The organism is Micromonospora sp. NBC_00389 (genome assembly GCF_036059255.1).
Taxonomy (GTDB): Bacteria; Actinomycetota; Actinomycetes; order Mycobacteriales; family Micromonosporaceae; genus Micromonospora.
On sequence record NZ_CP107947.1, the window covers coordinates 1,537,915 to 1,551,313 of the forward strand.

Annotated in this window: 15 protein-coding genes and 2 tRNA genes; 11 read left to right on the plus strand and 6 right to left on the minus strand. The window is 67.4% G+C overall.

Going from position 1 to position 13,399, the window contains the following annotated elements:
* Window positions 1–5 precede the first annotated feature (5 nt).
* Window positions 6–230, minus strand: coding sequence for a hypothetical protein (locus OG470_RS07325; protein ID WP_328422027.1), 225 nt, complete (start codon window positions 228–230; stop codon window positions 6–8).
* Window positions 231–346: 116 nt separating this feature from the next.
* On the opposite strand from OG470_RS07325, the gene OG470_RS07330 reads away from it, so the two are divergent.
* Complete coding sequence (locus OG470_RS07330; protein WP_328422029.1) at window positions 347–850, plus strand: MarR family winged helix-turn-helix transcriptional regulator; 504 nt, start codon at window positions 347–349, stop codon at window positions 848–850.
* Here OG470_RS07330 and OG470_RS07335 read toward each other — a convergent pair.
* Entirely contained in the window at window positions 835–1,389 is a 555-nt protein-coding gene (locus OG470_RS07335; protein WP_328422031.1) for a hypothetical protein, read from the minus strand. The two genes, OG470_RS07330 and OG470_RS07335, sit on opposite strands and share 16 nt — an antisense overlap.
* 522 nt (window positions 1,390–1,911) lie before the next feature.
* Between OG470_RS07335 and gyrB the strand changes: the two genes are divergently transcribed.
* The 6 genes from gyrB (at window position 1,912) to OG470_RS07365 (ending at window position 7,931) form a co-directional block, all read left to right on the plus strand.
* A complete protein-coding gene (gene gyrB, locus OG470_RS07340; protein WP_328422033.1) occupies window positions 1,912–3,858 on the plus strand; it encodes a DNA topoisomerase (ATP-hydrolyzing) subunit B in 1,947 nt (648 codons plus the stop codon).
* A 130-nt stretch (window positions 3,859–3,988) separates the two neighbouring features.
* On the plus strand, window positions 3,989–6,508 hold the full coding sequence (gyrA, locus tag OG470_RS07345) for a DNA gyrase subunit A (RefSeq protein ID WP_328422035.1): 2,520 nt from the start codon (window positions 3,989–3,991) through the stop codon (window positions 6,506–6,508).
* A 4-nt stretch (window positions 6,509–6,512) separates the two neighbouring features.
* The gene (locus tag OG470_RS07350; RefSeq protein ID WP_328422037.1) at window positions 6,513–7,418 is read left to right on the plus strand and encodes a DUF3566 domain-containing protein; all 906 of its coding nucleotides are present in this window, start codon (window positions 6,513–6,515) and stop codon (window positions 7,416–7,418) included.
* Window positions 7,419–7,567: 149 nt separating this feature from the next.
* A tRNA-Ile gene (locus OG470_RS07355) sits at window positions 7,568–7,641 on the plus strand.
* Between the two features lie 42 nt (window positions 7,642–7,683).
* Window positions 7,684–7,812, plus strand: a complete 129-nt coding sequence (locus tag OG470_RS07360) for a DLW-39 family protein (protein WP_208869723.1) — start codon at window positions 7,684–7,686, stop codon at window positions 7,810–7,812.
* A gap of 43 nt (window positions 7,813–7,855) precedes the next feature.
* A tRNA-Ala gene (locus OG470_RS07365) sits at window positions 7,856–7,931 on the plus strand.
* Between the two features lie 43 nt (window positions 7,932–7,974).
* On the opposite strand, the gene OG470_RS07370 is transcribed toward OG470_RS07365, so the two are convergent.
* From OG470_RS07370 to OG470_RS07380, 3 genes are all read right to left on the minus strand, one after another.
* Window positions 7,975–8,199, minus strand: coding sequence for a tyrosine-type recombinase/integrase (locus OG470_RS07370; protein ID WP_328422041.1), 225 nt, complete (start codon window positions 8,197–8,199; stop codon window positions 7,975–7,977).
* A gap of 12 nt (window positions 8,200–8,211) precedes the next feature.
* A complete protein-coding gene (locus tag OG470_RS07375; RefSeq protein WP_328422043.1) occupies window positions 8,212–8,670 on the minus strand; it encodes a hypothetical protein in 459 nt (152 codons plus the stop codon).
* A gap of 253 nt (window positions 8,671–8,923) precedes the next feature.
* Complete coding sequence (locus OG470_RS07380) at window positions 8,924–9,391, minus strand: hypothetical protein (RefSeq protein ID WP_328422045.1); 468 nt, start codon at window positions 9,389–9,391, stop codon at window positions 8,924–8,926.
* A gap of 240 nt (window positions 9,392–9,631) precedes the next feature.
* On the opposite strand from OG470_RS07380, the gene OG470_RS07385 reads away from it, so the two are divergent.
* From OG470_RS07385 to OG470_RS07395, 3 genes are all read left to right on the plus strand, one after another.
* Window positions 9,632–10,483, plus strand: coding sequence for a hypothetical protein (locus tag OG470_RS07385; protein ID WP_328422047.1), 852 nt, complete (start codon window positions 9,632–9,634; stop codon window positions 10,481–10,483).
* A gap of 284 nt (window positions 10,484–10,767) precedes the next feature.
* Window positions 10,768–11,235: a nuclear transport factor 2 family protein gene (locus OG470_RS07390; protein WP_328422050.1), complete on the plus strand. Its 468-nt coding sequence runs from the start codon at window positions 10,768–10,770 to the stop codon at window positions 11,233–11,235.
* A 59-nt stretch (window positions 11,236–11,294) separates the two neighbouring features.
* Complete coding sequence (locus tag OG470_RS07395) at window positions 11,295–11,972, plus strand: hypothetical protein (protein WP_328422052.1); 678 nt, start codon at window positions 11,295–11,297, stop codon at window positions 11,970–11,972.
* A 148-nt stretch (window positions 11,973–12,120) separates the two neighbouring features.
* Here OG470_RS07395 and OG470_RS07400 read toward each other — a convergent pair whose 3' ends face one another.
* Window positions 12,121–12,525 carry a winged helix-turn-helix transcriptional regulator gene (locus tag OG470_RS07400; protein WP_328422054.1) on the minus strand — a complete coding sequence of 135 codons (405 nt, stop codon included), beginning with the start codon at window positions 12,523–12,525 and terminating at the stop codon, window positions 12,121–12,123.
* A 77-nt stretch (window positions 12,526–12,602) separates the two neighbouring features.
* On the opposite strand from OG470_RS07400, the gene OG470_RS07405 reads away from it, so the two are divergent.
* The gene (locus tag OG470_RS07405) at window positions 12,603–13,397 is read left to right on the plus strand and encodes an SDR family NAD(P)-dependent oxidoreductase (protein WP_328422056.1); all 795 of its coding nucleotides are present in this window, start codon (window positions 12,603–12,605) and stop codon (window positions 13,395–13,397) included.
* Window positions 13,398–13,399 lie beyond the last annotated feature (2 nt).

Genomic DNA, 13,399 nt, shown 5'->3' on the forward strand with positions numbered 1-13,399 from the left:
GCGTCTCAGCTCCGCCGGCCGGCCTCCCGGGCGGCGCGCTTCCGTTCGCGCTGTTCCCTGGTGTAGCGCTTGCGCTCTTCCAGGTCGCGTTTCCACAGCTCGCGGGCCTCGGCCGAGCCGCCCTGCACCGCGCCCTCGACCTCGGGCGGGCCGGCCAGGTGCCGGAACGCCCAGCGCATGAAGCGGCCGCCCTCGCCGGGGGACCTGGTGGCCGCGCCGTCCTCGCTCATCTGCCGCCCTCTCCTGCGCCTTCATTCACCCGTCACCGCGGACGGACGGTTGGGACACCAATGGTTGGCGTACCAACTATCTGTACGATAGCGATCATGCATGGGGAGGGCAACCGATGAGCGAACGACCGGACGGCGTCGACCCGCTGGCGCTGGAACAGCAGGTCTGCTTCGCCCTCTCGGTGGCGGCGCGCAGCGTCGTGGCCGTCTACCGGCCGCTGCTGGAGCCGATGGGGCTGACCCATCCGCAGTACCTGGTCATGCTGGCGCTCTGGCAGCACGCGCCGCTGTCCGGCCGCGACCTCAGTCGCCTGTTGCAGCTCGACCCGGGCACGCTGTCACCCCTGCTCAAGCGGCTCGAAGCAGCCGGCTACCTGCGCCGTGAGCGCGACGCCGCCGACGAGCGCAGTCTCGCCGTCACCCTCACCGACAGCGGCACGGCGCTGCGCAGCCGGGCGGAGCTGATCCCGGCCGCGATCGTGCAGCGGCTCGGGCTGCCCGTGGAGGACCTGCAACACCTGCACGCCGTGCTCACCCAGGTGATCGCTGCGGCCAACCGGCCCGGCGGTGGTGACCCGCCCACCCCGGACCCCGGGGTGAGCGGTCAGGCGTCGGCGTAGACCGCGAAGCCGCGCTCGGCGCAGCGCCGGTAGAACGCGGCGAGCACGCCCAACTCGGCGCAGGTGAAGTTCCACTGCGGCGGGTCGCCGCTCTCGTCGCGGAGCGCGTCGAGTCGGCTCTCCAGCCAGCGCAGCTGCTGCTCGGCCAGCCGCCCGTCGCCGAGCAGCGAGCGCAGCACCGTGCTCACCGACTCGAAGGTGACCGCCTCGCCGTGCGGGCGGTGGCCGGCCACGAAGCGTTCGATGCCGCCGGCGATCCAGGCGCAGCCGTCCGGGTCGATCACCGGGTCCTCGTCCTCGGCCGCGGCGTCTGTGGCGTACAACACACCTTCCAGGCCGAGCAGCAGATCCACCAACTCGGTGTACGCGGTCGCCCGGACGGTGCCGGTCTTCGCGATCAACTCGGCCAGAGCCGCTGTCGGCGCGGAGATTCGCGGCAGGTCGACGATCTCGCCGAAGTCGACGAACTCGGCCGGCGCGACCGGATCGTAGAAGCGGCCGGTACGCGGCCAGTGCACCGCGACGTTGTCCAGCCCCATCTGTCACCTCTTAAAGAGCACGTGTCGGGTCGATTGGGTCGATCGTCCCGGTTCCAGCCCGTAAAGATCAAGGCCGCTGCCGGGGCGCCGCAAACGTACGGCACGGGCGGTCCGGCCGCGACCCCCGACCCGCCCGGCCGCGGGTCAACCCGTTCGGGGGCGGCGCGTCCGATCGGAGCCTGGCGTGTGGGGGGAGTCGTGGGCAATGGGGTTCTGCCGGCTACGGCTTTCTCAGCCGCCTCGTTGAGGGTGCCGAGTGGTGGTTCTGTCCTCCGGGCACAGTAGGATTGACGGTGAGACGAAGACCCGGTGCGGAGCGAGGGACGGGGCCGGTGGCCCCAGAAACATTCTCCACGTCGGGTCGAGCCGATCGCGATCCGCGGGCAACCGCGGCGACCGGCGCGTTCGACCCGCTGTCCGGAGGTCTCCGGCACCGGTCCGCGCGCCGACGTCGCGTCCTGTCCGCCGAACCCGCGCCCGAAGCGCCTTGCCGGCGCAGACGACGCGAGAAAGTGGCCGAGGGTGGCAGCGCAGGACAAGCAGGAGTACGGCGCGGAGTCGATCACCGTTCTCGAGGGGCTGGAGGCCGTCCGCAAGCGGCCCGGTATGTATATCGGGTCCACCGGCGAGCGCGGTCTGCACCACCTCGTCTGGGAGGTCGTGGACAACGCGGTCGACGAGGCGCTGGCCGGATACTGCGACACCATCGACGTGGTGCTGCTCGCCGACGGCGGGGTCCAGGTCACCGACAACGGCCGTGGCTTCCCGGTCGACCTGCACCCGAAGCTCAAGAAGCCGGGTGTCGAGGTCGCGCTGACCGTGCTGCACGCCGGTGGCAAGTTCGACGGCAAGGCGTACGCGGTCTCCGGTGGTCTGCACGGCGTCGGCGTGTCGGTGGTGAACGCGCTCTCCACCCGGATGGCCGTCGAGATCCACAAGTCCGGCTTCGTGTGGCGGCAGCAGTACAACAACTCCAAGCCCGGCCCACTGGACAAGGGCGAGCCCACCGACCGCACCGGCTCGACGGTCACCTTCTGGCCCGACGCCGACGTCTTCGAGACGGTCGACTTCGACTTCCAGACCATCTACCGGCGCCTCCAGGAGATGGCCTTCCTCAACCGTGCCCTCCGCATCCACCTGCTCGACGAGCGGGTGGCTGAGGAGGAGGACGGCCGGCAGCGTGAGGTGACCTTCTTCTACGAGGGCGGCATCGCCGACTTCGTACGGCACCTCAACGCCTCGAAGAGCCCGATCCACAAGACCGTGGTCGAGTTCGGTGCCGAGGAGGAGGGCATGTCGCTCGAGATCGCCATGCAGTGGAACGAGTCGTACGGCGAGTCGGTCTACACCTTCGCCAACACGATCAACACGCATGAGGGCGGCACCCACGAGGAGGGCTTCCGGTCCGCGCTGACCAGCGTGGTCAACCGGTACGGCGCCGACAAGAAGCTGCTCAAGGGCGACGAGAAGCTCTCCGGCGAGGACATCCGGGAAGGGCTCGCGGCGATCATCTCGGTCAAGCTGGCCAACCCGCAGTTCGAGGGGCAGACCAAGACGAAGCTCGGCAACACCCCGGTGAAGAGCTTCGTGCAGCGGGTCTGCAACGACCGGCTGGTCGACTGGTTTGACCGCAACCCGGCCGAGGCCAAGATGATCATCACCAAGGCGTCCCAGGCGGCGCGCGCCCGGATCGCCGCACAGCAGGCCCGCAAGCTCGCCCGGCGCAAGTCGCTGCTGGAGTCCGGCTCGATGCCGGGCAAGCTGGCCGACTGCCAGTCCACCGACCCGCGCGAGTCTGAGGTGTTCATCGTCGAGGGCGACTCGGCGGGTGGCTCGGCCAAGCAGGGCCGGGACCCGCGGACCCAGGCGATCCTGCCGATCCGCGGCAAGATCCTCAACGTGGAGAAGGCCCGGATCGACCGGGTGCTGAAGAACAACGAGGTCCAGGCGCTGATCACCGCGCTGGGCACCGGCATCCACGACGACTTCGACATCGAGAAGCTGCGGTACCACAAGACCGTGCTGATGGCCGATGCCGACGTCGACGGCCAGCACATCCAGACGCTGCTGCTCACGCTGCTCTTCCGTTTCATGCGCCCGCTGGTCGAGCTGGGGCACGTCTACCTGGCCGCCCCGCCGCTCTACAAGATCAAGTGGAACAAGAAGGGCGACGACGCCCAGTACGCGTACTCGGACCGCGAGCGGGACGGGCTGATCGCGCTGCGCCAGCAGAAGAAGCCCAACGCCAAGCCGGATGACATCCAGCGCTTCAAGGGCCTCGGCGAGATGAACTACCCCGAACTGTGGGAGACCACGATGAACCCGGCAACGCGTACCCTGCGTCAGGTCACGCTCGACGACGCGGCAACCGCCGACGAGTTGTTCAGCGTGCTGATGGGTGAGGACGTCGAGGCGCGCCGGTCGTTCATCCAGCGCAACGCCAAGGACGTCCGGTTCCTGGACATCTGACGGAGCACGGTGGGTCGGTCGGGCCACACCCGACCGACCCACCGATCCACAGAGTTATCCACAGCTTGGCCGGTATCCACAGCCGTTATCCACAGCACGAAAACGACTCTGAGTCTGATAAGGGTATACAGTGACCGATTCACCCGAGTCCACACCGAACGAGCCCGAGGTCCCCGAGGTCCTCGCCGCCGTGGTCGCGCACGACCGGATCGAGCCGGTCGGGCTCGAGGTGGAGATGCAGCGCTCCTACCTCGACTACGCGATGAGCGTCATCGTCGGTCGAGCGCTGCCGGACGTCCGGGACGGCCTCAAGCCGGTCCACCGCAAGATCCTCTACGCGATGTTCGACTCCGGCTACCGGCCGGACCGGGGCTACGTGAAGTGTTCCCGGGTGGTCGGCGACGTGATGGGTCAGTTCCACCCGCACGGCGACTCGGCGATCTACGACGCTCTGGTCCGGATGGCGCAGCCCTGGTCGCTGCGGTACCCGCTGGTGGACGGCAACGGCAACTTCGGCTCGCCGGGTAACGACCCGGCCGCCGCCATGCGGTACACCGAGTGCAAGCTCGACCCGCTGGCCATGGAGATGCTGCGGGACATCGACGAGGACACCGTCGACCTGCAGGACAACTACGACGGCCGGGCCAAGGAGCCCACCATCCTGCCGTCGCGGATCCCGAACCTGCTGGTGAACGGCTCCGAGGGCATCGCGGTCGGCATGGCCACCAAGATCCCGCCGCACAACCTGCGCGAGATCGGCGCGGCGGTGCAGTGGTGCCTGGAGAACCCGGAGGAGGACGAGGAGACCACCCTCGAAGCCCTGCTCGGCATCGTCAAGGGTCCGGACTTCCCGACCCACGGCCTGATCGTCGGCACCACCGCCATCCAGGACGCCTACCGCACCGGTCGCGGCTCGATCCGGATGCGCGCTGTCGTGGAGGTCGAAGAGGACAAGCGCGGCCGGCCCTGCCTGGTGGTCAGCGAGCTGCCCTACCAGGTCAACCCGGACAACCTGGCCGAGCGGATCGCCGAGCTGATCAAGGAAGGCAAGCTCGCCGGGATCGCCGACATCCGCGACGAGTCCTCCGGACGTACCGGAATGCGGATCGTGCTGGTGCTCAAGCGCGACGCGGTCGCCAAGGTGGTGCTGAACAACCTCTACAAGCACACCCAGCTCCAGGAGACCTTCGGCGCCAACATGCTGGCGCTGGTCGACGGGGTGCCGCGCACGCTCAACCTGGCGCAGTTCATCCGCTACTACGTCGAGCACCAGATCGACGTGATCCGTCGGCGGACCGCGTTCCGGCTGCGCAAGGCCGAGGAGCGGGCGCACATCCTGCGTGGTCTGGGCAAGGCACTCGATGCGCTGGACGAGGTGATCGCCCTGATCCGGCGGTCGCCGACCGTGGACGACGCCCGGCAGGGCCTGATCCGGCTGCTGGAGATCGACGAGATCCAGGCGACCGCGATCCTGGACATGCAGCTGCGCCGGCTGGCCGCCCTGGAGCGGCAGCGGATCGTGGACGACCTGGCCAAGCTGGAGATCGAGATCGCCGACCTCAAGGACATCCTCGCCAAGCCGGCGCGGCAGCGGCGGATCGTCTCGGAGGAGCTGGGCGAGATCATCGCCAAGTGGGGCGACGAGCGTCGCACGAAGATCGTCCCGTTCGACGGCGAGGTCTCGATGGAGGACCTCATCGCCCGGGAGGACGTGGTCGTCACGATCACCCGGACCGGGTACGCCAAGCGGACCAAGGTCGATCTCTACCGCTCACAGCGGCGCGGCGGCAAGGGCGTCAGTGGCGCCACGCTGCGGCAGGACGACATCGTCAGCCACTTCTTCGTATGCTCAACCCACGATTGGATTCTGTTCTTCACGAACAAGGGCCGCGTGTACCGGGCCAAGGCATACGAGCTGCCGGAGGCCAGTAGGGTAGCCAAGGGCCAGCACGTGGCCAACCTGCTCGCATTCCTGCCTGACGAGCAGATCGCGCAGATCATCGAAATCCCGAACTACCAGGTGGCCCCCTACCTGGTACTGGCCACGAAGAACGGCCTGGTGAAGAAGACGCGGCTCGAGGAGTTCGACTCCAACCGTTCCGGCGGCATCATCGCGATCAACCTGCGCGATGAGGACGAGCTGGTCGGTGCTGCGTTGGCTGCGCCGGACGACGACCTGCTGCTGGTCTCCAAGAAGGCGCAGGCGATCCGGTTCAGCGCCTCGGACGAGGCGTTGCGGCCGATGGGTCGGGCCACCTCGGGCGTGATCGGCATGCGTTTCACGGACGATGACGTCCTGCTGGCCATGGAGGTCGTTCGGGAGGGCCTGGACGTTCTGGTGGCCACCAACGGGGGATACGCGAAACGTACCCCGATCGAGGAATACCCGGTGCAAGGCCGGGGAGGTAAAGGCGTGCTGACTGCGAAGATCACCGAGCGGCGCGGTGGTCTCGTCGGCGCGGTTGTGATCGACCCGGACGACGAACTGTTCGCGATCACAAGCAACGGTGGTGTCATCCGGACTCCGGTGAAGCCTGTACGCCGTACGCGTGACCGGAACACAATGGGGGTCAAGCTGATGGACCTCCCGGACGGCGTGACTATCGTGGCGATTGCTCGCAATGCCGACGAGCCTGACGAACAGGACTAGTTGAATGACGGAGACACAGGCGAAGTCGGGGAACACGGGGACCTCGGCCAACCCGGTCGACGAGGAGGCCGCCAAGGGCGGCACACCAGCGACCGGCCGCGCTGCCGTGGGCCGGGCGACGGTCCCCGCCGACGCGCCTGCCCCGAAATTCACCCGGGCTCCCGGCATGACACCACCGCCGGACCAGCCCGGCGAGGACGGCGGGTCGGCCGACAAGTCCGAGGCCTCCGCTCCCGAGGCTCCGGCGTCCGCCGGCACACCCCCGGTGGCGGCCCCGGCCCCGGCCCGTCCGACGACCACCCAGCCGATCAACGTCCGGGCCGGTCAGGCGGCGTCGACCGGGAGCACGGGCACCCAGCCCCGGATCACCCCCGGCATGACCCAGCCGCAGCCGGACCCGGGGCGTACCGCCACTGCCGGCCGCCCGGCCAGCGGCGGTGGCCTGCCACCGGGCATCGGCAACGCGTCCGCCGTCGGGGCGGCCCGGGTCGGCGACGCGGTACGCGCCGCGCGTACCTCGGTCAGCTCGGCCGCGTCCCGCGGACCGCGCCGGGCCCGGCTGAACCTGAAGCGGATCGACCCGTGGTCCGTGATGAAGTTCGCGTTCGCCGTCTCGGTGGTGCTCTTCATCGTCGTGGTGGTCGCCACGTCGGTGCTCTACCTGGCGCTGGACGCGATGGGCGTGTTCCAGAGCGTCAACGACAGCCTGAGTGACCTGGTCAACGCCGGCGGTGGGCAGAGCACCGACGGTTTCCAGATCACCGCCAAGGGCGTGATCCTCAGCTCGGCGCTGATCGGCCTGGTCAACGTGGTGCTGTTCACCGCGCTGGCCACGCTGGGAGCGTTCGTCTACAACGTCTGCGCCGACCTGGTCGGCGGGATCGAGTTGACCCTCGCCGAGCGGGACTGAACGATCGGAGCGCCGGGGCGCCGCGAATAGCGGTCGCTCCGGCGCTCCGCACTCGGGTAGGTTCTGGAGGCGTCGACGACCCGGCTCGCAGGCCGGACCCCGATTTGGGGCCGGCCGAGCGGATGGGTTAATCTTGCTCGTCGCAACGCGGGGCTATAGCTCAGTCGGTTAGAGCGCAGAGCTGATAACTCTGAGGTCGATGGTTCGATTCCATCTAGCCCCACCGCATGTCGTCCGACGGTAGTCGAGCTTGAGGGGTTGCCCCATGTTCAAGAAGCTGCTGATTCTGGCTGGCGTCGTCGGCGTGGCCGCCGTCGTGTTCAACAAGGTCAAGGCGTCCAACGACGAGCGTGCCCTGTGGCACGAGGCGACCACCGCGCCCGACCTGCGCTGAGGTCAGGCCCGGCGCCGAGCGATCGGCGACGCCGCCCGCTCACGGGGCCCTAGCTCAACTGGCAGAGCACTGCCTTTGCAAGGCAGGGGTTAGGGGTTCGAGTCCCCTGGGCTCCACCAGCACTTTTCTTGGTTGATCTCGGTCCCGAGTACAGCCAAGCGGTCACGCCGTCCGCTCCTGGCCGAAAACCCGATCGATGGCTGAGGCAGCCTGACGAGCCCTCGCCGGCAGAACGTGGCCGTAGGTGTCGGCCGTCATTCGGATCGTGGAGTGCCCAGGCAGCTCCATTACTGTGCGCAGCTCCTCGCCTTGGTCGAGCAGGAACGTGGCGAACGCGTGCCGCAGGTCGTGACGATCTTCGACTGCCCGACGAGGAGATCCGCCCACATCCAGACCGCCCTAGATCGACCACCACACGTACATGTGCTGATCGGGAACGCAGACCTTCCGTGCCAGGTCACGAAGCCCGAGCACCGTGTCGTCGAGCTCACCTGGCTCCCACGGGCCAACCCATTCCTCCGCAGTCGCCCAGCGCGCCGCGACCGCTGCAATCCTCATGTCCGGCAATGCGGCCAGTGCCTGGACGAAACCGTCCGCGATCTGTACCAGGCCGGACGTCTGCTCCTCGGACAACGCCATCAATTGGTCGGAGGCATCGAACCGGTCGAGGTCGTACGGCAGCCGGTGGCCCTCCGGAACCGGCGCATCCTCGATGATCGCCCACAGGATGCTGCCGAGTACCGCCGGCTCCACCCACTTCATCTCCAGCGTCGGCACATCCTTGCCGGCCGGTCCCCACTCGGCGAGGGTCATGGCCCGCTCTGGGCTGGTAACGAAGTAGTCGGTGATCATGCCCACGACGGAGAACATACGCGAGGGGCTTGATAGAAGCTGCCCACGAGCGACGCGCGACCCGACCCGGTGATCTTTTCCTATTCCTCAGGCTGTTATGGGCAGCCGCCCACGGGCCAGTAGCCGCGAGGTCCAGCGGTCACGAGCGGGCACAGGTGGTAACCGGACCGGTCGCCGCGAGCAGGCGTTTCGCGCATTGCGATCGGTTGAGCGCGCTCTTCCAAACTGACGGTGCGATGCCGTTCAGCGTGGGTTCCGCTCAGGGCTTGGTCAACTCGCACCAGAGCCGCAGCGCCCGGTGCCGAATGATCTCGGTACGTTCAGGCGCATCTTTGAGGGACTGCAACGTGTCGCGGAACGGAGCGGCTGGGTAGCCGTCCTCAAGCCAGCCGAGTGCGAGGCTAGCCCAGTAGTCGGACCAGCAGGACAGGGCGTAACGGACAAGGTCATCCCAAGGAGGCCGATCGGAGGCTTGGTCGATGCTGAGGGTTGTGATGTCCTCGTGGCGCCGCTCCAAGAGTGGTAGCAGCGACTGGATGTTCTTTGCTGGTGTCCAGTGGCGGCCGTCGTTTGTCGAGAGGACTATCCAGTGCCCTCCAGGGTCAATGCCCAGCCTCAGTTCGTGCTTGCCGATCGCCATCACCACGCGGTTGCCGTCCGCCATCAGGTCATTGTCCAGGCGTCGCAGTACGTGGCTGTACAGCCATCCGTACAGCCAAGCGGTCACGCCGTCCGCTCCTGGCCGAAAACCCGATCGATGGCTGAGGCAGCCTGACGAGCCCTCGCCGGCAGAACATGGCCGTAGGTGTCGGCCGTCATGAAGCTCTCCGCGCCCACCGCAAGGGGCCTAGCGGCAGTCGGCGGAGCGTGAGCGCACGGATCTGCCGATGACAGCGCGCCGTCCATCCATGGCCGTCGGGGCTCCCCCGGGCCGTGGCCCGCAATTCCCTGCAGCAGGGGGAAGGCCATGGCATTATCGTTCGCCATGTGGGCCGACGACCCGAGGATGACCTTGCCGTTCCGCTGGAACTTGGTGACACCGGATCGACTGGGTTCGCTCTTGGACGGGGATTGCCGCCCCGATTTGTGGTTTGCGGCAGAGTTGGTGGATTGCTCGGCCAGGGTGTTAGCCCGTTCCGGTGGCGGCGCGTTGCACTTCGTCGGACGCTCGATGGATTCGATGTACGACCTGCTTACTGGAGTGCTGGCCGAGGACCCGAGGTTGATACGGTTGCCATTCAGCAGGTCTTCAGAGGGTTGGGTGCCGTGTGATGAGTGGCGCGACGAGGCTCGCGTCATCCTGACTCGATGTGGCGTGACGCCGTTCCGCCTGGCCCGCACCGGCGATCCTGTCTCGTTCGTCGACATTGTGTCCACCGGCAGGACGTTCGAGAGCCTGTATTCGCTGCTCCGCGACTGGGTCGAGGAGCAGCGGGAGCCGTGGGACGTCGTGCGCCGAAAGATTCGTTTCATCGGGGTCGTCGCCCGTGGTAAGACGAGTCCGAAGACGCGACGTTGGCAGCAGCACGCAGGCTGGACCGCGGACTTGCCGTCCGGCGCGGTCAGCAACGTATCGATGGATCCGTCGGTATATTCCTATCTGGCGGAGCGGCAGGAGAAGCTGACAGCGAGCTTCGGTCCGAGCCTTCGCGAGGAGGTCGGAATCCGACGCGACAGCCGCGTTCGATATGCCTTGGCGGAGGCCGTCGCCTTGGTGGCCCACGGCCGACGCCCCGAAACCCTGGCGACGTTGATCCGGAACCTGTCGACTCAAAAGCCATACCCGAAAACGTGGCTCGCCACGCTCACTCATGCGTGACGCTGCTTCGTCGTAGGTGCCGCTTCGCTCAGCGGCCGTTCGCGCTCAGCACACCGTGCACGCTCATGCCACGATCCGCGCGCTATGCAGCGTCACGCCGAGGTGGCTCGGTTGCCGTCCGGACGTGCCGATGACAATGCACTCGAGACGGCCGACGAAAGCGCTTCGGGGCAGTCAAATCGGGGCTGAGGTCGGTAGGGTGCCGTCGATGGGGTACCGGCCATCCCCGGATGTAGTCCTCGGCGTGACCCAAGTGACATCTACCGATTCGAAGGAAGCCCGGCATGAGCAGCCCACGCGAAACTTTCCTCCGACTGGTGAACGGTGTCTGCGACGGTCCGTACGAAGACTTGGCCGACCTATACGCCGAACAAACCCATGTCACGCATCCGTTCCACCCGCTCAACCCGCCGCCGCTGTGTAGCCGCAGCGAACTGCACGAGCACTTCACCGCGCCGCCTCCGGTCGCCCGGACGCTGAACCGTAAGCCGGTCGACGTGACGATTCATGAAACCGCGGACCCAGAGGTGATTGTCGCCGAGTTTGCCTATCAGGGGCGGGTCGCCGAGACAGGTGAGGCATTCACGGTGCCATGCGTCTTCGTGATGCGTATCCGCAATGGGCTCATCATTGAGTCCCGAGACTACATTGACCACGTCGCCAGCGCGCGGGCTTGGGGTCAACTCGACAGCCTTTTGACCGCACTCCGTCCGCAAGAAAGCACCACCATCGAGGGCGCAGCCCGACCCTGATTCACGCCCGACGCCCTGCGCACTCATCTGCCGCGATCCGCGCGGACGTCGCTGACCAGTTGGCGGACGACGTCGCAGACCACAGCGGCCAGGACGCGGTCGGCCAGGGTGGCCGCCAGGTCAGGACGTTCTCGAGCGAGTTCCAGGCGTTCATGCCCATCGACCTGACCGGACCAGAAAGCGAGGTGCCGATGAGTGAGTCGGCCGATCTGGACGCCCTGCGACGGCTCATGTCGCCGCCGGCGGACGGTGGTACGAGGGTCGACTGGGACGCTCTCGCCGCGTCCTGGGGCAGGCCGTTCCCGCCTGACTACCAGCGCTTCATGGAGGTCTACGGCGCTGGTGCGGTGCAGAACTACCTGTCGATCAACAAACCGGAAGCCAACGTCCCGCTGTCCGAGGCGCAGCGGGACGGGATGGTGATCGAGACGGCGAACGCCGAGGCTGACTGGGAGACCGAGGACAAGGCGCCCGAACTGGAAGGCACCTCTCCGGTGTTGATCAACTGGGGTGTCGACGCCACCGCCGACATGTTGTGCTGGGATGCCTCGGACGGCGATCCAGCCAAGTGGCCGGTCGTGGTCTACAAGCGGAACGGCTCGCTGTGGAGCCGCTACGACTGCGGCATGGTGGAGTTCCTCGCCCGGGTGCTGCGGGCTGACTTTCCCGAGTGCCCCCTCGGCGGCCTGTTCCTATGGGGCGTCAGTGAGGCGGCCTTCGAGAAGAGGGGCGGCTGACCGCGTCCCTGCTCCTGCACGGGAGGGTCTGCCGAAAACCCGATCTTGCGATCAACCTGACCCTTTGCGGTTATCGGGTGGGTGGAAGGAACTCGTCTCCCGTCCGTGGCGGTGTGCGAACCGTAGGACGGAGTCCGCCCATGGTGTTTCAGGTGGGCCGCTGACGTGTCGTAGCGATCTCGGCGTGGTGGTCGACGGCCCAGTCGGCCAGCGCGGAGAGCGGCTCCAGAAGGCTGACGCCGAGCGGCGTCAGCCGGTATTCGACGCTCGGCGGCACCGTCGGAAACACTTCACGTTCGACCAGGCCGTCACTCTCCAACGTGCGCAGCGTCCGGGTGAGCATGCGCGGGCTGATGCCCTCCACCGCCCGATGCAACTCGTTGAACCTGTACGGACGCCGGCCGAGCAGGGTGATCAGCAGCAGCGTCCACTTGTCGCTCACCCGCCGCAGCACGTCGGTGACCGGACAGCGCTCGTACTCGCCGATCGGAACGGGATTCGGCAACCGGTGGTTGTCCAGCGAGGCACGCACACCGGTGTCCCTTGTGGTCATGAAAGTGCCTTCTTTCGCTCCACTGGCCGTCTGCCCAGGATGAGCACGTCAGTGAAGAACGGTAACGGGGGGGCGACATGGGCGTTGTGGTGGTCAGTGGGGGCACGAACGGAATGGGACGTGCGTTGGCCCGCGGGCGGGCCGAACGCGGCGACCGCGTCCTGGTGCTCGGGCGCAACCGCGAACGCGGCGAGGCGCTCGCCGGCAGCGCTATCGACTTCCTTCCCGTCGACCTCTCCAGCATGGCCGAGACTCGGCAGGTCATCGAGCACATCCTCACCGAGTACCAGGTCGTGGACGCGCTGGCGCTGTTCGCCAATGCTCAAGCGCCGCGTCGCATCGTGACCGGCGAAGGCCTGGAGCGCACGTTCGCGCTCTACTACCTCAGTCGCTATCTGCTCAGCTTCGGCCTACGTCCGGCCCTGGACCGAGCTGCCGCACCGGTGATCGTGAACGTCGCTGGCGTCGGGGTCACCAAGGGCGGCGTGCGTTGGACCGATCCGCAACTGGCCTCGGGCTACTCCATGATCACCGCACAGTTGCAGGCCGGTCGAGCCAACGACCTGCTCGGCGTGGGCTTCGCCCAGCGGTCCGGCAGCCGTGCCCGATACGTGCTCTACCATCCCGGTTTCACCAAAAGCGGCGACCGTAGCCCGCTTCCGCTCGTACTCCGTGGGCTGCTGGCGGCGGCGTCGGTGGCGGCCCAACCCATCGCGGACGCCGTAGCGCCGATCCATCGGTTCCTGGACACGCCACCAGCCGCGCCGCTGACCGCCGTTGACCGGGACAAGCGACTCCCGCTCAGTTTCCCCACCCTCGACGCCGGGAACGCCGAGCGGTTGATGGACCTCACAGAAACGCTGCTCACCTGAAG

Excerpts from the sequence above, each read along its gene's own strand:
- OG470_RS07360 (WP_208869723.1), top strand. The coding sequence starts at position 7,684 with ATGTTCAAGAAGCTGCTGATTCTGGCTGGCGTCGTCGGCGTGGCCGCC.
- OG470_RS07405 (WP_328422056.1), top strand. The coding sequence starts at position 12,603 with ATGGGCGTTGTGGTGGTCAGTGGGGGCACGAACGGAATGGGACGTGCG.
- OG470_RS07390 (WP_328422050.1), top strand. The coding sequence starts at position 10,768 with ATGAGCAGCCCACGCGAAACTTTCCTCCGACTGGTGAACGGTGTCTGC.
- OG470_RS07335 (WP_328422031.1), bottom strand. The coding sequence starts at position 1,389 with ATGGGGCTGGACAACGTCGCGGTGCACTGGCCGCGTACCGGCCGCTTC.
- OG470_RS07385 (WP_328422047.1), top strand. The coding sequence starts at position 9,632 with ATGGCATTATCGTTCGCCATGTGGGCCGACGACCCGAGGATGACCTTG.
- OG470_RS07400 (WP_328422054.1), bottom strand. The coding sequence starts at position 12,525 with ATGACCACAAGGGACACCGGTGTGCGTGCCTCGCTGGACAACCACCGG.
- OG470_RS07330 (WP_328422029.1), top strand. The coding sequence starts at position 347 with ATGAGCGAACGACCGGACGGCGTCGACCCGCTGGCGCTGGAACAGCAG.
- OG470_RS07325 (WP_328422027.1), bottom strand. The coding sequence starts at position 230 with ATGAGCGAGGACGGCGCGGCCACCAGGTCCCCCGGCGAGGGCGGCCGC.
- OG470_RS07350 (WP_328422037.1), top strand. The coding sequence starts at position 6,513 with ATGACGGAGACACAGGCGAAGTCGGGGAACACGGGGACCTCGGCCAAC.